General features: G+C 43.5%; 19 protein-coding genes. 3 read left to right on the top strand and 16 right to left on the bottom strand.

Annotation, left to right across the window (positions count from 1 at the left end; genetic code table 11):
- Positions 1-22: 22 nt before the first annotated feature.
- The 5 genes from ricF to AC0OMA_RS08270 form a co-directional block, all read right to left on the bottom strand.
- On the bottom strand, positions 23-472 hold the full coding sequence (ricF, locus tag AC0OMA_RS08290; RefSeq protein ID WP_003221370.1) for a regulatory iron-sulfur-containing complex subunit RicF: 450 nt from the start codon (positions 470-472) through the stop codon (positions 23-25).
- Positions 473-587: 115 nt separating this feature from the next.
- Positions 588-827, bottom strand: coding sequence for a YlbE-like family protein (locus AC0OMA_RS08285; protein ID WP_003232231.1), 240 nt, complete (start codon positions 825-827; stop codon positions 588-590).
- A gap of 15 nt (positions 828-842) precedes the next feature.
- Positions 843-1,241 carry a YlbD family protein gene (gene ylbD, locus AC0OMA_RS08280; protein WP_003232233.1) on the bottom strand — a complete coding sequence of 133 codons (399 nt, stop codon included), beginning with the start codon at positions 1,239-1,241 and terminating at the stop codon, positions 843-845.
- 231 nt (positions 1,242-1,472) lie between these two features.
- Positions 1,473-2,513, bottom strand: coding sequence for a CAP domain-containing protein (locus AC0OMA_RS08275; protein ID WP_047182571.1), 1,041 nt, complete (start codon positions 2,511-2,513; stop codon positions 1,473-1,475).
- A gap of 83 nt (positions 2,514-2,596) precedes the next feature.
- Positions 2,597-3,043, bottom strand: a complete 447-nt coding sequence (locus AC0OMA_RS08270; protein WP_181219096.1) for a CBS domain-containing protein — start codon at positions 3,041-3,043, stop codon at positions 2,597-2,599.
- 139 nt (positions 3,044-3,182) lie between these two features.
- Here AC0OMA_RS08270 and AC0OMA_RS08265 point away from each other — a divergent pair, with 139 nt between their 5' ends.
- Entirely contained in the window at positions 3,183-3,545 is a 363-nt protein-coding gene (locus AC0OMA_RS08265; RefSeq protein ID WP_003232238.1) for a YugN family protein, read from the top strand.
- Positions 3,546-3,576: 31 nt separating this feature from the next.
- Here AC0OMA_RS08265 and ctaG read toward each other — a convergent pair whose 3' ends face one another.
- The 6 genes from ctaG to cyoE form a co-directional block, all read right to left on the bottom strand.
- A complete protein-coding gene (ctaG, locus tag AC0OMA_RS08260) occupies positions 3,577-4,470 on the bottom strand; it encodes a cytochrome c oxidase assembly factor CtaG (RefSeq protein WP_046664162.1) in 894 nt (297 codons plus the stop codon).
- A gap of 27 nt (positions 4,471-4,497) precedes the next feature.
- Positions 4,498-4,830 carry a cytochrome c oxidase subunit IVB gene (gene ctaF / locus AC0OMA_RS08255; RefSeq protein ID WP_003232242.1) on the bottom strand — a complete coding sequence of 111 codons (333 nt, stop codon included), beginning with the start codon at positions 4,828-4,830 and terminating at the stop codon, positions 4,498-4,500.
- A 2-nt stretch (positions 4,831-4,832) separates the two neighbouring features.
- Positions 4,833-5,456, bottom strand: coding sequence for a cytochrome c oxidase subunit III (gene ctaE, locus AC0OMA_RS08250; protein ID WP_003232244.1), 624 nt, complete (start codon positions 5,454-5,456; stop codon positions 4,833-4,835).
- Positions 5,456-7,324 carry a cytochrome c oxidase subunit I gene (ctaD, locus tag AC0OMA_RS08245; RefSeq protein ID WP_003232245.1) on the bottom strand — a complete coding sequence of 623 codons (1,869 nt, stop codon included), beginning with the start codon at positions 7,322-7,324 and terminating at the stop codon, positions 5,456-5,458. The genes ctaE and ctaD overlap by 1 nt, the downstream gene beginning before the upstream one ends.
- A 32-nt stretch (positions 7,325-7,356) precedes the next feature.
- Positions 7,357-8,427, bottom strand: coding sequence for a cytochrome c oxidase subunit II (gene coxB / locus AC0OMA_RS08240; RefSeq protein WP_014663859.1), 1,071 nt, complete (start codon positions 8,425-8,427; stop codon positions 7,357-7,359).
- Between the two features lie 239 nt (positions 8,428-8,666).
- The gene (gene cyoE / locus AC0OMA_RS08235) at positions 8,667-9,584 is read right to left on the bottom strand and encodes a heme o synthase (protein ID WP_003232250.1); all 918 of its coding nucleotides are present in this window, start codon (positions 9,582-9,584) and stop codon (positions 8,667-8,669) included.
- A 354-nt stretch (positions 9,585-9,938) separates the two neighbouring features.
- On the opposite strand from cyoE, the gene ctaA reads away from it, so the two are divergent.
- On the top strand, positions 9,939-10,859 hold the full coding sequence (gene ctaA / locus AC0OMA_RS08230) for a heme A synthase CtaA (protein ID WP_021479351.1): 921 nt from the start codon (positions 9,939-9,941) through the stop codon (positions 10,857-10,859).
- Between the two features lie 403 nt (positions 10,860-11,262).
- On the opposite strand, the gene pyc is transcribed toward ctaA, so the two are convergent.
- The 4 genes from pyc to glsA all read right to left on the bottom strand — a co-directional run bounded on the left by pyc (position 11,263) and on the right by glsA (position 17,509).
- Positions 11,263-14,709, bottom strand: coding sequence for a pyruvate carboxylase (gene pyc, locus AC0OMA_RS08225; RefSeq protein WP_322839601.1), 3,447 nt, complete (start codon positions 14,707-14,709; stop codon positions 11,263-11,265).
- Positions 14,710-14,783: 74 nt separating this feature from the next.
- Complete coding sequence (gene ftsW, locus AC0OMA_RS08220) at positions 14,784-15,995, bottom strand: cell division protein FtsW (RefSeq protein WP_021479353.1); 1,212 nt, start codon at positions 15,993-15,995, stop codon at positions 14,784-14,786.
- Positions 15,996-16,200: 205 nt separating this feature from the next.
- Positions 16,201-16,482, bottom strand: coding sequence for an Fpa/YlaN family protein (locus AC0OMA_RS08215; RefSeq protein ID WP_003245286.1), 282 nt, complete (start codon positions 16,480-16,482; stop codon positions 16,201-16,203).
- A gap of 97 nt (positions 16,483-16,579) precedes the next feature.
- On the bottom strand, positions 16,580-17,509 hold the full coding sequence (glsA, locus tag AC0OMA_RS08210; RefSeq protein WP_003245206.1) for a glutaminase A: 930 nt from the start codon (positions 17,507-17,509) through the stop codon (positions 16,580-16,582).
- 102 nt (positions 17,510-17,611) lie between these two features.
- On the opposite strand from glsA, the gene AC0OMA_RS08205 reads away from it, so the two are divergent.
- Positions 17,612-18,097, top strand: a complete 486-nt coding sequence (locus tag AC0OMA_RS08205) for a hypothetical protein (protein ID WP_015383578.1) — start codon at positions 17,612-17,614, stop codon at positions 18,095-18,097.
- 2 nt (positions 18,098-18,099) lie between these two features.
- On the opposite strand, the gene AC0OMA_RS08200 is transcribed toward AC0OMA_RS08205, so the two are convergent.
- Positions 18,100-19,428: a PhoH family protein gene (locus AC0OMA_RS08200; protein ID WP_003245272.1), complete on the bottom strand. Its 1,329-nt coding sequence runs from the start codon at positions 19,426-19,428 to the stop codon at positions 18,100-18,102.
- Positions 19,429-19,574: the final 146 nt, after the last annotated feature.

Raw genomic sequence — 19,574 nt, 5'->3', positions numbered from 1 at the left:
AAAGACGAGACGGCCAGTCTCGTCAGGACACTTTACATCCGCAGCTTCCACCTGAACCGCAGCCGCCTCCGCATGAAGACAAACCGTCAAAATAAGGGTTCCCAGTCGGAACTTTCACATGCTCCGAAACAGCTGTCCCAATCTCAACGCTGACCTCATCAAGAATAGACTGGAGCTCATTTTCAGCTCTCTTGAAGTCAGCCACCTTATCGTTCAGGTCCAGCTCACGTTTGATCTCCCTCATTTTCCGGGATATTTCTCTATAGTCAGGATGATATTTGCCAAAACGCTGTACATCCTCATACTGCTCTTTTATTTTGATAAAAGAACGAATAATCCGACCTGCCTCTTCATCTTCCTGGAGACGCTTGTAACAATTGCGGTAGTTCTCAGCCGTCTCCGACTGCAGAATCATCTCGGCAAGCTGCTGAGCTTCACTTTGAAGCCGCACGGATTCCATCGTCGCATACATAACATGCACCTCCAGTTGTTAGTTTACCATGAAACCAGCCAATTGGAAAATGCTTAACCGCAGCCGTATACAAAACCTTATGTCCGCATGAAAAAAGACCCTTTTTCGGGGCCTTTTAATCTTTTGTCCGCATCGCTTGAAACATTTGCATCATCATTTGCGCCATTTGAATCCCGTTCGTAAACTGATTCACCCGATGCGGAATGGTTTTTTCATAAAAATTCATCATTTCAAGCTGAAAGGAGGACAGATCATCCGGTTTTCTTGAAAGCCTGCGGTACCATATCGGCTGTTCTCTGATGAATCGTTTCCGTTCTTCGTTTGCTAAAATATATTCCTGAACCTCTTTGCGCATATGAGCTCCCCTTTTTTAATCCTTTCGAAAAGAAAAAGGATGCTGTCCAGAGCCTGGCTGAGAATGCTTCTGTCCGCTTCCGGAAAATGTATTAAGAAGGCTTTGCAACGATGAGATCGACTGGCTCATTTTATTGATTTGTTCGTTCATTTGATTGACATCCATCTTTTTCACCGCTGTCACCATTTTCGAGACAAAATCATTTTTTTGCGGTGTTTCAGGCACAGCTTCAGAAGCTTCTTCCGGTTCCCGATAAGGATCCCAAATCGGGTCGCTCTCCCCGAAGAGGACCCAATTTTCATATACGTCCTGCCAGCTTCTTTGTTCTTTGCGCACTTCTTTTATCAGCTTGGGATGCTTCTTGACGAATTGTTTAAAGTCATTGATTGAATGATTGGCATGTTGATTCGCCACAATCCTCACCCCCTCCGAAAATCGTTACCTACTACAATGTATCGTTTTGTCGGGCATTGTGTTCGCCTATATTCATTCCCAAATGAATTTTTAGCGATATCCCTATACACTGGTGAAAAAGCCTGATTGAAGGGATGGGAAACGGCCTTATCTGTAAGCTATCAGCACATTCATTCAGACCAGCTTGTATGGAAATAGAAAAAGCCGGGAACCATTCGTCCGCGGCTTTCATTACCATCGCTTAATAAAATTTTGGGTGTAATATTTCCGGTCTACTCCGACACCAAGATGCGTATAATCTGAATTCAGAAGCGCTTTTCGATGGCCTTCGCTATTCAGCCAGCCTTCTACAGCAGCCGGACCGTCCACATAATTGTATGCGATATTTTCTCCCGCTTGCTGAAAGTCAACATGCCCTTCTTCTAAGCGGTCTTTCAGCGAGCCGTATTTTTTAGAGACATGGGAGAAATAATTATTTTCCTTCATATCCTCACTATGTCCAAATGCCACTTCCGCCGTTGGCTGATCCCACTCAAGCTTCGCAAGTCCATGTTTAACGCGTATGACATTCGTCAAATCAAGGATTTGCTTTTCGCTCGTTGTTTGGATCTTTTTCCATTTCTCATCTGAAACGACTTTCGGTTTAATTAATTCCCCGCGGTACACTACCTCATAAGGTCTTTGCTTTACAAAGGTTTGCGCATCAAACGCCCTGATGCTGGATAGCTTCCCCTCAAATTTGTCCATATACAGCTGGACATACATCTTTCCTACCTTTACAGTCGGTCTTGTATTGATATCTTCTTCAGAAAATTCAAACCGATAGGAATTTCCTTTATACTCTACATTCACAAATGGTGCCACCTGGGTGGTCTTGAATACTTCGCCAGTTGATTCTCCAATTTTGAAAGGCTTGGCGTTAATATCATTACCCGCCGCGAATAATGTGACCACTTTATTGTTTAATACCCCGATTTGGATATATTGATCCTTACCTTGATTGTATACCCACCAATCGTAATCATAAGCCGAAGGGTCAATACGTTCAGGTTCCCCAAGCTTTTTCGTTACTTCATCGGCGGGCTTGCCCATGAAGGACAATAACCCTGAAGTCGGCATATGTATTCGTTTGCCGCTTTGCGCTTCCTCATTCGACACCTGAGGCTCGCTGTCATTTGATTTCTTTTCAGGAACAGATCCATATTGAATAAACAGAACATAAGTTCCGCAGATAATCAAAAGGATAACCATTGCTCTCAATATATTTTTCAATCTATCACCCCCGTGGCGATTCACAATCTCTTGCTTACATCCCATTACAATACAGCCTATTTAACATGTCAAAAATTTATGTGTTAATGAAAAAAGCCTTCTTCTCTATTATCACCCTCGGAAATATCCGATAAGGCGCTGCCGGCACGTTCATTCGTTTGCTCAGATAAAGAAAGATCACCGAGCGTGACAATTCCAGTCAGTTTTTTATTTTTTGTAACTGGTATCCTTCTGAGCTGATGCGATGCCATCAAATGAAGAACCTCATCGACTGAAGCATCTTCCTCCACACTGACAGGATTTTCGGTCATCGCGTCAGTGATTTTTTGCGAGTTCGGTTTTTTGATGGCGATTCCTCTTAATACGAGATCGCGGTCGGTTACGATGCCGACCAATGTTTCCCCGTCCTCATCAACTACCGGAATTGCTCCTACATTTGCGTCCTTCATCTTTACTGCAGCTTCATATACATTATCTAATACCGTGCAATATTGCAAGTCGGCTGTCATCAGATCTTTTATTTTTGTCATCCGTTTAACCTCCTTTAGTCTAGTGCTATTGTCGTCAAAATTTAATTTTTGCATACTTTCAAAAGAAGAAGATTCATTGAAAGTTTAACGCTTTCATACTATGATTGTCAGGAAAGGTAATTTTTATAAGGAGGGGTCAGTGTTGAAGTTTACTGAAAGCGGACTTGAAGGGGTTAAGGCTGAGCTCAGCTGGCTAGACGACTTAATGGAAAGCAAAGGTCTTATCAGAGCGGGTCAATGGGATTACGAGAGAGTCACCTATGACAAGAAGTTTTCGACGATTGAGGGTACGTTTTACCTGCGGATACAAGGCATTGCGGCAGAAGGCGATGTCGGAAGCGGGCGCGCCGTGATTCAATTAATGTCCCCTCTCCTAGGAAAGCATTACTACCCGCATGGAGTAGAATATGGAGAAACGGAAGAGTTTCCCGTACAGGTTGTGACAAAAAGCAAGGCACTGATTCAGGACATAGCCAACATGTTAAAAACAGTTCAAATGTAACGAAAAGGTACAGCATATTTCGCTGTACCTTTTATGATATCGTCTGCTGAATATACGGCGGCTCCTCCTGCCCGTCCTTTTCCCTTTCTTTCTTCACCCATTGGAAAAAAATAATGGCCAAAAAAGTACCGTACACAATTTCCTGAATGATTTTCATCATGACTGCTCCGAGCTGCTGATCCTCTAACAAAGGCAGTGTATTCAACATCTCTGGCCCTGTTAATGGGACCTGCCCCATCATATCCGCTGGCACGCAAAGCCTCATTGCCTCAGCCCATACAGCCGGATCTGTATAGGTGGCGTATAACGGTGCACCGCTGAACATGATCAAGGCGCAAGCAGGTGTGAGCAGCATACCATCCGCCATAATATAACCCAGCTTCATCAAGCCGCTGAGCTGCCGTAGACGCTCAACCTTATGAACAAGCGGCCACCACATGAAGAACGCAAGCACAAAGATAAGCCAAGTGATTAATGTATGGTAAAACGGATCCGTTTTGACAGTATCAAATATAAGCGGTACATGATATAAAGAAAAAATGCCGTTAAACAAAAGCAAAGCAATTAAAGGCGTTGTAAAAAAGGAAAAAACCGGTTTGATTGAAGGCCTGAAAATGATTTTTTCCCAGAGCCATGCAGGAATTCCCGCGATTAACAGCGGCGGGACAACCAAATACAGGACGGCCATTTGCACCATATGCGCGCTGAACATAATATGTCCGAGCAGATCAACCGGGCTTCCCTCGGCTGCATATAAAAACAGCATCGCCGACAGAAAGCATACCATCTCTTTACCAGTTATTCGATTTGGCTTTGAAGACATTCGCCTGTAAAAATAGAGATAAAGCGCCGTAATGCCTAACAGGATACAAAAAAGATAAGGGCTCCACATCGCGCGAAACCCGAATATCTCCAACTGATTCATTTCTTCACCTCCGGCGGCTGTTTCAAATTACCACCATATAATTGTCACAAACGCAAGCACAGTGATAAACGCGACAAACACCCCTGAATACAAAAACAGTGCCGGCGCCTCATGCCCTTTCTGATTCATATGCATGAAATAATACAGCTGAAAGATGACTTGAATAGCAGCTAGCAAAATAATGAAAGGAATCGTAAACCAGCTGCCGACACCGTCCGTGGCCACAGTCAGAAATGCAACAATCGTAAGACCGATCATTAAACCAAAAGACAGGACTTGATATTTCATCTCTCGGGCATGCTTTTTTTTCTTAAATTCAAGGTCGCTATTGATATGCCCTCTGCTTTTTTTATCGACCATGTTTATCCCACCATCCCCATTAAATATACAACGGTAAAGATGAAGACCCACACGACATCAATAAAGTGCCAATAAAGGCTGGCAACGTAAAACTTAGGCGCCGTATACAGATTCAGCCCTCTCTTGGCATTGCGAATCATAAGCGTGCTGATCCACATAAGCCCAAATGCCACGTGGGCGCCGTGTGTACCGACAAGCGTGTAAAACGCAGAACCAAGGGCAGAGCTTGTGATGGTAAAGCCAAATTCATGGGTGTAATGCTTGAACTCATAGATTTCCAGTCCTAAAAAGCCCGCCCCCAATAAAATCGTAATTCCCAGCCAAAGCTGCATCTTGCCGAAGGAAAAGTTCTTCATGTGGTACATCGCGTACACACTCGTTAAACTGCTCGTTAATAGAAGCATTGTGGCAATGAATACAAGTGTCACATCGAACATTTCCGTCGTAGGCGGATCACCGGCATTTGAATTCCGAAGCGCAAGAAACGTGGCGAAGAGAGACGCAAACAGAACAGTCTCTCCGCCAAGAAAAAGCCAAAAGCCTAAAAATTTATTTTTCCCTTCCAGGGTTACTTTTTCGGGAGAAGCTGGAAAGGTTTCTGCGGTGAATTTTTCTTGAACTTGCATTATGCCTTCACCCCTTTATCATCGTTCGGCAGTTCCTCTTTATGAATATGATAGCCGTGATCATCAATTACTGAACGAAGCAGCATCGTAATAAATGTGATGCCAAGCCCGATAAAGATCACTGGCAGGCCCCAAGCATAATCACTTCTGTACAGCAGCCCGAACGCTGCGACAAAAAGGCCGAAGGAAATGATGAGCGGCAGGATTGAGCCGTTTGGCATATGAATATCATCAACCGGTTCCGCCGGCGTCATTGATTTGTGCCCTGCCTGCTTCTCGATCCATAGCGGATCAAGTCCTCTGACAAAAGGAAGCTGTTTAAAGTTATACTCCGGCGGCGGTGAAGAAACGGTCCATTCCAGCGTACGTCCGTCATGCCATGGATCAGCACCTACATATTCACCTTTTACCGATGTCCATATGACATTGACCAGCAGAAGAATAACAGCTGCCGCCATAAAAAACGCCCCGATTGTACTGATCAAGTTGCCGGTTTCCAGACCCTGTCCTGGCAAAAACGTATAAACCCGGCGCGGCATCCCCATTAAGCCGACAAAATGCTGAATGAAAAACGTGAGGTGAAAGCCGATAAAAAACAATACAAATGAAATTTTCCCCATCGTTTCATGCAGAATTTTACCGAACATTTTCGGCCACCAGAAATGAACACCGGCTAAAAGGCCGAATACAACGCCGCCAATAATGACATAGTGGAAGTGCGCAACCACAAAATACGTATCATGGAACTGATAATCAGCCGCAGCAGCTGCCAGCATGACTCCCGTCACACCGCCGAGCACAAAGGATGGAATAAATGAGACAGCATACAGCATAGCGGTTGTATACTTCACATTTCCTCCCCAAATCGTCAACAGCCAGTTAAAAATCTTAATCCCGGTCGGAATCGCGATAGCCATTGTTGCAACCGCAAAAATCGCATTTGCAATCGGGCCGAGACCAGTCGTGAACATGTGATGCACCCAAACCATAAAGCCCAGAAAGCCAATGAGCACGATTGCAAAAACCATTGAAGAATAGCCAAACAAACGCTTTCTGGCGAACACAGGGATGACCTCAGAAAAAATACCGAATGCAGGCAAAATTAGGATATAAACCTCCGGGTGGCCGAAGATCCAAAATAAATGTTCCCAAATGACCGTATTTCCGCCAAGCTCCGGGTTAAAGAAATTGGTTCCGAACAGTCGATCCAGCATCATGAGAGCCAATCCAACCGTAAGCGGCGGAAACGCGAACAAAATCAATGCCGAGGCCACAAATGTCGTCCATGTAAACAAAGGCAGCCTCATATACGTCATGCCCGGAGCCCTCATGTTGATAATCGTGGCCAAAAAGTTAATCCCGGCTATCAGCGTCCCGAGCCCCGATATTTGGAGTCCGAGGACGAAAAAGTCTATGCCGTGCCCTTTAGAATGAAGCGAAAGTGAGGCATATGACGTCCAGCCCGCATCTGGCGCTCCGCCCAAAAACCAGCTTAGATTTAAGAAAATGCCCCCGAAAAAGAAGAGCCAAAAACCAAGCGCGTTTAAAAATGGAAACGAAACGTCCCGAGCCCCGATCTGCAAAGGCACAACCGCATTCATCAAGGCAAATAAGAGCGGCATCGCAGCCAGAAAGATCATCGTCGTTCCGTGCATAGTCATTACTTCATTGTATGCTTGAGCACTGAGAAACGCATTTTCCGGCTTTGCAAGCTGAATTCTGATAAACATCGCTTCAATTCCCCCGACAAGAAAGAAGAATCCCCCTGCCACTAAATAAAGAATCGCGATTTTTTTATGGTCCACCGTCGTCAAATAATCCCAAAGCATAGATCCGCGCGTCCGCTTTTCTGTAAGCGCATTCAACATATGTGACCTCCCCCAATATCTCCCTTTCTTCCCTACTTGCTTTCCGCTTTTAAGCCTTTTAAGTATTCATAAAGCGCATCTGTTTCGCTGTCTGAGAGCTTTGGATATGTGCCTGTCATTTTGTTCCCCGGCTTTATGCTGTCAGGGTCCTTCAGCCAAGCCTTCACATTTTCTTTGTTGGCCTCTTTCACCCCTGCCACTTTTGTCCTTTCACCGAAGGTCGCCAAGTTAGGTGCCGTTCTAGCGGCTTCTGCACGCTTATCATTCGGCTCTACCGCATGGCAGCTCAGGCAGTTTTTCTCTTTAAACAGTTCTTCACCCTGCTTAGCCAAATCGCTCTCTGCTGTAGATTTATAGTTTTTCATTTCTTTTGTCCAGCCCTGAAATTCTTTTGCAGACATCGTCTTCACCTTAAAATCCATCAGCGCATGTGAAGGGCCGCAAAGCTCTGCACACTTCCCAAAAAACATATCTCCTGCCTCTTTGCTTCGTTTTGAATCAAATGTCAGGAAGAACTTATTTTCATTATCCGTATTCGTATCAAGTTTTCCTCCAACTGAAGGAATCCAGAAGGAATGTTTTACATCAGAGGCTTTTAAATTAAAATATACACGCTGATCTGTCGGTACAATCAGCTCCTGGCTTGTGATAATGCCGTAATCAGGGTACTCAAACTCCCACCAGTATAAATTTGCCCTAACATTGACTACAAGAGCATCCTCAGCTTTGCGGCCTTTTTTATCCATTGGTGATGTGTCCGCTAGCTCCAGCGTATATAATACAACAGGAATCACAAGAATAATGAGCAGCAAAATCGGGATCACGGTCCATGTGATTTCTAAAAATTTATTCCCCTCTACCTGTTTCGGTATCGTGTTCTCACCGACCCGTGATCTTCTGAATCTCACAATCACATAAAAGAAGATAACAGATACTACTGCAACAACAACCACCATAATCAATGTGCTGAGCACTGTCAGGTCATACTGTTTATCAGCCACCTCGCCAGCAGGCTTGAGCGTGGATAAAAAAGGTTTTCCACATCCGCTTAATAGAAGCGGCACTAAGGCTAATAATAAAATAAGACGCCAATGCTTTACCATTTCACCCAACCCCTTTTCTGGTCAATACAAAGGCGGAAAGCGGATCGAAATCTATCGCCATCCAACCTATCACCAATAAAGCACTTACATTTCCTCTTCTCTTAAATTATGAGTTTTTTTACTCAAAATGCCATCTATGTATAAAAGTAAAGCCGCCTGATTAAACAAGAGGTCAAGGCGGCATTTACTAGTTGTCATCGTTTATTTTGAAGCGATAAAACAAGCATCATATCTATTTTTTAGAAAAGCGTCAAGACAACCATGGCAACGAAATAGATTGTCATGTAGTTAAGCGAGTAAACGAACATCTGCGTTGCCCACTTCATGATATTCTTGGAGCGGAATCCCATTAAGCCAAGAATCAGCCAGCCGATATTTAACAGCAAGCCGAGAATGACAATCGGAAGACCCAGGCTACCAAGGAAAAACGGAAGCGGCATCAGGCACGCAACCCACACAATAATTTGTCTTTTTGTCACTTCAAATCCGTATACGACAGGAAGCATCGGAATATTTGCAGCTCTGTAATCCTCAGTTTTCTTAATAGCCAATGCTAAGAAGTGAGGAATCTGCCAAATAAATAAAATCATGAATAACACCCATGCTACGACACCGATATTCCCTTCCACTGCCGTCCATCCAATAAGCGGCGGCACTGCACCGGAAACGCTTCCTACTACTGTGTTAATCGTATAGCGGCGTTTCGTCCACATTGTGTACAATACAACATACGTAAAGACTCCGATAAAACCGATAACAGCAGCCATGACAGTTGTCATCAGCAGCATGATCAATCCTAAAGCAACCAGCAAAATTCCAGACCATAACGCCTGACTCGGCTGAATTTTACCCGTAACCGTCGGTCTTACTTTCGTACGCTCCATAAGATGGTCAATGTCCCGGTCATACCAGTTATTGATCGCGCAGGAGCCCGCAATAATCAGTGAAGACCCGATTAACGTAAGAAGAACGGTGTTTATATTGCCTAAAAAACTTAAACCGGAAATATGCAGTGCAAGCCACATTCCAGTGAAAGTCGTGATGAGGTTAGAATTGACGATCCCTATTTTAATAAGGGACAGAAAATCTTTCCATGCCGTTGTTTCTTCAATTTGTCCGTCTATAGCTGTATCATTTAAGATTCTGGAGTTAGCCATAACGTAAACCTCCCTTACAAACCTAACGCAGGAAAATAAAATAACCTGCAACTCTATCATACAAGATAACATCTTGTAAAAAAACATCCTATTAAATATTAAACGACAAACAGGAATTTATTTGTGAACTTTTTATGAATTTTACCAAAGATGAAGGCAATCTCCAAATCGTCATTGCGTTTACCTTATTTCTATCAGACCCGGCATGAATAATCAAGTGTACATTTTCCAGAAGCCGTCATTCTATTATATTTTTGTGAACAAAAGGCTCTGGGAATTGCCACAAAACACATATTCGCTTACACTTGGAACGTATATAAAATTGCAGCAGTATGTTGAGAAGGTGAATATTGTATGAATAAAGCATTAAAAGCTCTCGGTGTTCTGACGACATTTGTCATGCTAATTGTTTTAATCGGGGGTGCCCTCGTTACAAAAACAGGTTCCGGCCAAGGATGCGGCAGACAGTGGCCGCTGTGTCACGGCCGTTTTTTCCCTGAACTGAATCCGGCTTCAATTATTGAATGGAGCCACCGATTCGCAAGCGGAATCTCTATTGTCCTTGTGCTAAGCCTTGCGTTTTGGTCATGGAGAAAAATCACGCCGATTTTCCGTGAAACAACGTTTCTCGCGATCATGTCAATTATCTTTTTATTTCTTCAGGCATTGCTTGGCGCATTGGCTGTCGTATTCGGTTCGAACGCGCTGATTATGGCGCTTCACTTCGGCATATCATTAATTTCTTTTGCTTCAGTGCTTATTTTGACATTGCTCATATTTGAAGCTGATAAATCAGTCAGAACACTGGTTAAGCCGCTTCAAATCGGCAAAAAGATGCAATTTCACATGATAGGAATTTTGATATATTCCTATATCGTTGTGTATACAGGCGCATATGTAAGACACACTGAATCAAGTCTGGCATGTCCTGATGTGCCGCTGTGCAGCCCGCTGAACAATGGACTTCCGACCCAATTCCATGAATGGGTGCAAATGGGCCACAGAGCAGCAGCCTTACTGTTATTTGTATGGATTATTGTTGCCGCTGTTCATGCTATTATCTCCTATAAAGATCAAAAACAGATCTTTTGGGGATGGATCTCATGTCTTATTTTCATTACATTACAGGCACTGTCCGGGATTATGATCGTATACTCTGAACTGGCTCTGGGCTTTGCACTTGCCCACTCGTTCTTTATTGCCTGTCTGTTTGGCGTTCTATGCTACTTCTTATTATTGATTGCTCGTTTCCGTTACGAATCCAGGCAATCATAAGGACTCAAGACCAAAGCCTTAGGCGGCTTTGGTCTTTTTTCATGTCTTGTTTTTTGGAACTTTATGCGTTTTAATCGCCAGCCTTCGCTGAACTTGATGATCAGTGAGCGGCTCACTTCAGTCTGTCCCTTTCTCATCGTATTATAGAAATTTCATATGGATCTATAGCCCGCGAACATAAGTATTAAAGCCTTTTAAATCAGATAGTGCTTAAAGAAATATGCATGGACTACTACAAAGCATCTAAAAAATTGGTGGTATATAAGCCTCTTTTTATTTTGGGCTTGTGACAGTACTGTATAATCTCTGAAGTCCCCTTATATCTCTTCTAACCATCTGATTCACTCCACATTTTCTTTGTAAAAAACAAGAGTGTATATCAAATGACATACACTCTTGTTTTTTATGCTTTTTCAATTTCGAGAAGCAGATCTCCCGTTTGGATTGGCTCGCCATTTTTCACATGAACCTGCTTGATTGTTCCTGAGAAAGGCGCCTGAACCGTTGTTTCCATTTTCATCGCTTCATTAATCATCAAATGATCACCTTTATTGACTTTTGTACCTGCTTCAGCCAATACCTTAATAACGGTTCCAGGCATGGAAGCTGCGATGTGGCTTGGATTTGTCCGGTCTGCTTTCAGCCTTTCCTTAACGGAAGACTTAATGCTTTCATCTTTAATGACTACTTCACGCGGCTGCCCGTTCAGTTCGAAATAAACGACGCGAGTGGCGTCAGGCTGAGGCTCACCGATTGAAATCAGCTTAACGATCAGCGTTTTGCCGCGCTCAATTTCAACTTCTATCTCTTCACCTAATGTCATACCGTAGAAGAATGTCGGTGTATCTAATACCGAAATGTCTCCATAGCTTTCTGTCGTTTTCACATAATCAGTGAAGACTTTAGGATAAAGGGCATACGCCACAGCATCCTGATCTGAAATTTCCAAGTTATGCTGCTCTTTAAATTCCTGTTTGATCGCTTCAAATGACACCGGCTCAAGCAGTTCGCCCGGTCTGACTGTAATCGGCTCCTGCCCTTTTAAGATCAGCTTTTGCAGTTTTTCCGGGAATCCGCCATGAGGCTGGCCGATATTTCCTTTGAAAAGCTCCACGACAGAATCAGGGAAATCTAAAGATTCGCCTCTTTCGTAAACGTCTTTTTCAGTCAGATTGTTTTGCACCATGTAGAGTGCCATATCTCCGACTACTTTTGAGGAAGGCGTTACCTTGACGATGTCACCGAACATATCGTTCACGCGTCTGTACATTTCCTTGACTTCGTTCCAGCGGTCGCCAAGGCCTACTCCCTTGGCTTGCTGCTGCAGGTTGCTGTATTGACCCCCTGGCATTTCGTGCTCATAAATTTCAGTATGCGGAGACTTCATTCCGCTTTCAAATTCACTATAATATTTACGTACCGACTCCCAATATTGGGACAGCAATTCAACGCCTTGGACATTCATTTCCGGACGGCGGTCGTTGCCTTCCATCGCATGATAAAATCCGCTCGCGCTAGGCTGTGACGTTAATCCCGCCATTGAGCTGACCGCCACGTCTATGATATCAACGCCGGCTTCAACAGCTTTCGCATACATATAAATACCGTTTCCGCTCGTATCATGCGTATGAAGGTGAACCGGAATGTCGATCGTTTCTTTCAACGCAGAAACGAGTTCATATGCAGCCTGCGGTTTTAACAGCCCTGCCATATCTTTAATCCCGAGAATATGGGCTCCGGCCGCCTCAAGCTCCTTCGCCATCGATGTATAATAAGCAAGATCGTACTTCGTCCGGTTCTTGTCAAGTATATCTCCCGTATAACAAATCGCAGCTTCTGCCACTTTTCCGGTATCCCGAACGGCATCAATGGCTAACGTCATCCCTTTTACCCAGTTTAAGCTGTCGAAAATACGAAACACATCAATACCGGATTGAGCTGATTGCTTCACAAATTCTTTAATCACATTGTCCGGATAATTCGTATAGCCGACCGCATTTGATGAGCGAAGCAGCATCTGGAATAAGGTATTTGGCACTTCTTTGCGAAGATCTTCCAAACGCTTCCACGGATCTTCTTTTAGGAATCGGTAGGCTACATCAAAGGTCGCGCCTCCCCACATTTCCATACTGAATAGTTCAGGCCATAACGCAGCCGTCGGATTTGCGATTTTTTTCAAATCATGCGATCTGATTCTAGTTGCCAATAACGATTGGTGGGCATCCCTGAATGTCGTATCAGTTAAAAGGACAGATTTCTGCTCCTTAACCCAATTTGCAAGCCCTTCTGCACCTTTTTCATCGAGAATTTGCTTTGTTCCTTTGGCAGGCTGCTGATCAACGTCTACCTTTACGCTTAACGGTTTGTCAAACGCCGGTTTTTCTTTTTTCCCGATTCCAGGGAAGCCGTTTACTGTCACATTGCCGATGTAAGTGAGCATTTTCGTTCCGCGGTCTTTTTGTTTAGGGAAATTAAATAATTCAGGCGTTGTATCAATGAAAGATGTATCATATTGCCCTGTCAGGAACTTCTCATGTTTTGCAACGTTCTCAAGGAACGGAATGTTCGTTTTTATGCCTCTGATTCTGAACTCCTGAAGGTTTCGCACCATTTTGGCAGCTGCCTGTTCAAACGTTAAAGCCCAAGTTGAAAGCTTAACGAGAAGTGAATCATAGTATGGTGTGATCACGGCACCCTGGAAGCTGTTTCCGGTATCAAGACGGACACCAAAACCGCCGCCTGAGCGGTAAGCCATGATTTTTCCTGTATCAGGCATGAAATCATTTTGCGGATCTTCAGTCGTAACCCGTGACTGAATGGCATAGCCGATTGTAAAAATGTCCTTTTGCTCAGGAATATTTACTTTTTTGCTGTGAAGGCTGTGCCCTTGGGCAACAAGGATCTGAGTTTGAACAATATCGACACCAGTAATCATTTCTGTTATCGTGTGTTCAACTTGTACGCGAGGGTTTACTTCAATAAAGTAGAACTCGTTGTTTGCAACAAGGAATTCGACCGTCCCCGCATTTATATAGTTTACATTTTTGGCAAGCGCAACTGCCGCCTCACAAATTTGGTCCCTTAATTCAGGTGACAGCGAGACACTCGGCGCCACTTCAATGACTTTTTGATGGCGTCTTTGAACGGAGCAATCCCTCTCAAAAAGATGGACGACATTTCCCTGCTTGTCTCCAATGACCTGAACCTCAATATGTTTCGGATTCTCAATTAATTTTTCTACATAAACTTCATCATTGCCAAAAGCTGCTTTCGCCTCTGATTTAGCACGCTCATATGCTTCTTTAACTTCACTTTCAGATCTGACAATCCGCATACCGCGGCCGCCACCGCCAAGCGAGGCTTTAATGATGATCGGATAACCGTTAGTTTGTCCAAATTGTTCGACGGCTTCAAGCGTTTCGGCAGGACCGTCGCTTCCGGGAATCACGGGGATTCCCGCTTTTTCTGCCTGCTCACGCGCTTTTACCTTGTCACCAAACATATCGAGATGCTCGGATTTTGGCCCTATGAAAACGATGCCTTCTTCTTCACATCGTCTCGCAAAATGAATATTTTCAGATAAGAAACCGTATCCCGGATGAATTGCATCGACTTTGTTTCTTTTCGCAATATCAATGATACCTTCAATATCCAGGTAAGCATCAATCGGTTTTTTCCCTTCACCGACCAAGTATGCTTCATCCGCTTTGTACCGATGGTAGGAACCGGAATCTTCTTTTGAATAGACCGCAACTGTACGAATATTCAACTCGGTACACGCCCGGAATATTCGGATTGCAATTTCTCCCCTGTTTGCTACTAATACTTTTTGTATCGATTGCTGAGACAAACTTTTCTCCCCCTTACCCGAATGGAATATAATCTATCATAGCGGAATATCCTTCCCCTGTACACACTTGTTTTTTACAGATAAACAGTTTTTTTGAGCTGTTTCTTTTTCATTCCCTTCGGCGCCAAGGGCTCTTTCTTTTTCTTATTCTCTGAATATTTCACAAACATGCTGATATTCGCTAATATCCCCATACTCCCCAGCAGCAGCACCAAAGAAGAGCCCCCGTAACTGATAAATGGCAGCGTAACCCCTGTAATCGGAATTAATCCGCTGACACCGCCAAGGTTAATAAACGACTGGATGGCAATCATGCTTGAAATGCCGATCGCCAGAAGACTTCCAAACGGGTCCTCGCATTTTCTGGCAATATAAAAACCTTTTATGACGACAAAACCCAATAAGAAAATCACAAACAATACCCCAAAAATGCCGAGCTCTTCAGCAATGACAGCCATAATAAAGTCAGTGTGTGATTCAGGCAGATATCCGTATTTTTGGATACTTTCACCGAGCCCCAGGCCGAAAATGCCGCCTGAGCTGATCGCATAATAAGAATTGATCACTTGCAAACCTGATGAATTTGCATACTTAAATGGGTCTTCAAGACTCTCAAAACGCGCCAAACGGCCTTTAGTTAAAATTTGATCCTGATTTAAATAGAGAATCGGGCTGACTAAAATGAAAACAATTCCGCCGAGCAAAAGCAGCCTCACCAGCGTCTTTCCGCTGAATCCGGAGCACAAGATCATGCACGTCGCAATTAACCCTATAATCATGGCTGTACCGAAATCTGGCTGCATGGCAATTAACCCGCAAATTATAAGCGTCATGACTACCGGAGGGGCTACTCCCGTTAACAGATGGTCGATATAACTTTGTTTTTTTGCATATACGGCTGCAAGGTATAAAATCACGACCAGTTTCACAAACTCCCCCGGCTGAATACTCATTCCGCCGATTTTAAACCAGCTCTGCGCGTTGCCGGCAACATGCCCGAAAACAAACAGTGAGATAAGCGCAAGAACAGATACAAGCAGTATCCCCTTCTGAAACTTTTGATGGGCCAGTGCTTTATAAGGAAACAACGCCATGAGAATAAATAGAGCGCCACCCGCAATTAAAGCAAACAGCTGCCGCATGAAGAAAAAATTACTGCTTACACCATACCGGGAGACAGCCGTAATCATACTTGAGCTGTATACCATCACTAAACCGAATCCGCATAATAAAACAATTGCGAATATCAGTGAGTAATCATAAGATTTTAGCATTTTTTTTAACATAACATCCTCTTCCCTGCTTCTAACTTCCATTATCTATGGTTTTTATGTATTTATCTTTTTTATTTTACTACAATTTATCAAACGAGACGAAGAATCTCTATACGATTCGGAAGGAATGTGTAAAAAAAGACCGTCTTTTATGAGATGAGAGAAAAATAGCAGTTATAAAAAAACCCAAACTGTTAATAAGTTTGAGTTTTATCATTTATTTAGCTGTAAACGCGTCATGCAAAGCAGACAATTCGCGCTCCAATGTGTATAAAAGGTCTTTACCGTCTTTTTCATCAACCAATCCCAGGCGGACAGCAAAATCGATTTCCCTCGAAAGCCCGAACATTTGAGTATCTAAAACCTCTTCATATAGAGGACATTGAGGCATCGTTAAGTTATCCATTTGTACTCGGATCAGCTTCAAAATCTTCTCAGCGTCCACTTTTAAGAGTTCAAAAGCTTTTTGCCGATGGTCAACTATCATCTCTGAAGCCAAAAGTATCCCTCCGTTCCCCAGGCGAGTACCTAATTCTTCTATTTATCATAAAGGGTATCAACAGAAAATGCAAGAGGATTTAAGCATATGACATAAATTAAAAAATACTCAGCCTGTACATCTCAGACATTATTTCCAAAAGCTTTACACCTGCAATGCTGTTCCCTTTTTCGTCTAATGCGGGGCCGAATATGCCGATCCCGAAATCGTAAGGCGAAATGCCCATAATCCCGCCGGATACGCCGCTTTTCGCAGGAATTCCGACCTTAATTGCGAATTCCCCGCTTGCATTGTACATTCCGCACGTCACCATAAACGTTTTGCAAATTCTAGCGACATCTTTTGAGATGACTTGCTCCCCAGTCTCTGGATGTCTGCCGTTCAATGCAAATACAGATCCGATTTTCGCTAAATCCAAGCTGTTCATCTCAATCGCGCATTGCTTCGTGTATAAATCCATTACTGCTTCTACATCATCTTCAAAAATGCCGTACTGCTTCATATAATAACACATCGCCCGATTAATCATTGAAGTGCTGTATTCAGATTCAGCCACTTCCCGGCAGTATGTAATCTCTTGGTTGTTTGTCAGCCTTCTGATAAAAGAAAGCAAATAATCAAGTCTCTCTTTCACCGTTCTTCCTCTTATCAGACTTGTCACTACCAATGCCCCGGCATTAATCATAGGGTTTAACGGCTTGCTCGGATTCACTGTTTCAAGCTTGATAATTGAATTAAACGGATCACCGGTCGGCTCCTGTCCAACATAACTGAAGACCTTATCTTTGCCGTATTCCATTAACACCAAAGCAAGGGAAAGGACTTTCGATATACTTTGAAGCGTAAATGTTTTTTCTACGTCACCTGCTGACAGACAAACATTATTGGAATAATAAATCGCCACTGACAGGTCGTGTTTATCAGCTTTTGCCAAGGCGGGAATATAGCTGGCTACCTCCCCCTTGTCTGTTACTTTTTTCGCCTTTTTCACTAAGGCTTCAAGCTCATCATTATGCTGGCATACCATGCAAACACCCTCGTTCCCTCAGCATTTCAATACACATAATTTGTACACAAAGTGACAATTCATGCGAAAACTTTTATAATTTTGAGAGAAGGGGGTCATATCATGAGCGTTATCCAAGTAAAAGGCAATGTTACATATCCAATTACCATTGATCCAAGCGTATGGATTTTTGATGATCGCAAATTTTCGTTTGACCGCAAAGGGGACAGTCAAGACACATATTTACAATCAGCCGGGGATGAATCCGACCTTGATCCGGAACGCGTCATCAGAGAGGGGCGAATCGCCCCGCCTACATTAAAGACGGAAAAGCAATATGAGAAGCAAAAACTGATGAACGGCAGTTTCGCAATGAGACTTGGGACTGTCCTGAAAAATGCTGAGCCGAACAGCTCTGCGACACAATGTGTATTTGTCACAAGTTCGGGAAAGGCCGCCGTTTCTCTGGAAACCGCTCTGAACAGTATTGTCCATTTCAGTGAGGCAGGCAAGCCGATTCAAGAAGGCGGCCCCGTGCATATTTACTTTGAAGACCCGATTCATCACAAACAGCCGATTACCGACGTAAAAGAGATCGAAATTATTTAATGTTACAGCAAATCAGCTGCGAGCTGGGCGAGACCTGATCTCTCACCTTTTAACAGCTTCACGCTGCCTGAGATGGGTTGTCCTTTAAACCGCTCAACCACATAGGCTAAACCATTGTTCAGACTGTCTAAATATGGGTGATCAATTTGTTCAGGGTCACCCATTAAGACAATTTTACTGCCCTCACCGACTCTCGTCAGCAAAGTTTTCACCTCATGCCTGGTCAAATTTTGCGCTTCATCAATGATAATAAATTGATCTGGAATGCTTCTCCCTCTGATATAAGTCAGCGCCTCTACCTGAATTGAGCCAATTCCCGCCAAAATAGCATCAAGCTCCCCTGGTTTTTTCGCATTAAACAGAAACTCTAAGTTGTCAAAAATCGGCTGCATCCAAGGCTTTAGCTTTTCCTCTTTTTCGCCTGGCAAATACCCGATGTCCTTGCCAACAGGAACAATCGGCCTTGCGACGACCAGCTTTTTATATATTCCCAAGTCTTCTGTCTGTAATAGCCCTGCCGCCAAAGCTAAGAGCGTTTTTCCGGTTCCCGCTTTTCCGATCAGGGTGACAAGCGGAATATCTTCCCGCAGCAAAAGCTCTAATGCCATTGTCTGCTGTACATTTTTCGGCCTGATTCCCCATATATGTTCATCATCAAATACGAGTCTTTTTAATACCGTTCCGGTTTTATCTGCAATTCCGACTGCCGAGGAGGACCCTCCTAGCTCATCCTTCATTAAAGCAAACTGATTCGGATAAAACGCATGCTGTTTCACATCGTTTACTGAAATTTGATTTTTTCCGTAAAAAGAGCTGAACAGCTGCTGGCTGATATATAAATCTTTATAGCCGCTGTACATTTCATCATTGTCCACAACCCGGTCATTCAAGAAATCTTCAGCAAGCAGTCCGATTGCGTCGGCTTTAACCCTGACCAGTACATCCTTACTGACGAGGATAACCGGCCTGCCATTTTCCTTGGTTTCTTCCTCGAGGCTCAAGTTTTTCGCAACGGCTAATATGCGATTATCGTTCGTCTTTTCAATAAAGATCTCTTGCAGCTGGTGAAACGAACGATGATTCAGTTCAATTCTCAGTGTGCCGCCGGTGTCAAGCGGGACATGCTCATGCAGCCTGCCCTTTTGTCTTAGCGCATCGATTAGCTTAGATACGTGCCTTGCATTCCTCCCAACTTCGTCCATATACCGTTTTTTTGAATCAACCTCTTCTAAAACGACAGCAGGGATGACAACCTCATTTTCTTCAAAAGAAAATATCGCGTTAGGATCCTGTAATAACACATTCGTATCTAACACATAAATTTTACTCAAGTCTCAGCCTCCTGATATAAGGGTCAAAGTTCTTCCTGCTTCTCTTTTGATGAAAAAGGTGAATGCCTGCTAAAATATATGTTTTTGTGCATAAAGATAGAAGGTTAATTCAACAATAAAATTAATGAAAGCATTTCAAGGAGGGA

The sequence above is a fragment of the Bacillus sp. AMCV2 genome, from assembly GCF_056033925.1.
This window is presented reverse-complemented; position numbering and strand designations above follow the sequence as displayed.

Bases quoted from the DNA above. Each gene is read 5' to 3' on its own strand.
- ctaE (WP_003232244.1), bottom strand. From the start codon at position 5,456: ATGCAAGTTCAAGAAAAATTCACCGCAGAAACCTTTCCAGCTTCTCCC.
- ctaA (WP_021479351.1), top strand. From the start codon at position 9,939: ATGAATAAAGCATTAAAAGCTCTCGGTGTTCTGACGACATTTGTCATG.
- ctaG (WP_046664162.1), bottom strand. From the start codon at position 4,470: ATGAATCAGTTGGAGATATTCGGGTTTCGCGCGATGTGGAGCCCTTAT.
- ftsW (WP_021479353.1), bottom strand. From the start codon at position 15,995: ATGTTAAAAAAAATGCTAAAATCTTATGATTACTCACTGATATTCGCA.
- ricF (WP_003221370.1), bottom strand. From the start codon at position 472: ATGTATGCGACGATGGAATCCGTGCGGCTTCAAAGTGAAGCTCAGCAG.
- cyoE (WP_003232250.1), bottom strand. From the start codon at position 9,584: ATGGCTAACTCCAGAATCTTAAATGATACAGCTATAGACGGACAAATT.
- ctaD (WP_003232245.1), bottom strand. From the start codon at position 7,324: ATGTTGAATGCGCTTACAGAAAAGCGGACGCGCGGATCTATGCTTTGG.
- coxB (WP_014663859.1), bottom strand. From the start codon at position 8,427: ATGGTAAAGCATTGGCGTCTTATTTTATTATTAGCCTTAGTGCCGCTT.
- AC0OMA_RS08285 (WP_003232231.1), bottom strand. From the start codon at position 827: ATGCGCAAAGAGGTTCAGGAATATATTTTAGCAAACGAAGAACGGAAA.
- ctaF (WP_003232242.1), bottom strand. From the start codon at position 4,830: ATGGTCGATAAAAAAAGCAGAGGGCATATCAATAGCGACCTTGAATTT.
- glsA (WP_003245206.1), bottom strand. From the start codon at position 17,509: ATGGTATGCCAGCATAATGATGAGCTTGAAGCCTTAGTGAAAAAGGCG.
- AC0OMA_RS08205 (WP_015383578.1), top strand. From the start codon at position 17,612: ATGAGCGTTATCCAAGTAAAAGGCAATGTTACATATCCAATTACCATT.
- AC0OMA_RS08270 (WP_181219096.1), bottom strand. From the start codon at position 3,043: ATGACAAAAATAAAAGATCTGATGACAGCCGACTTGCAATATTGCACG.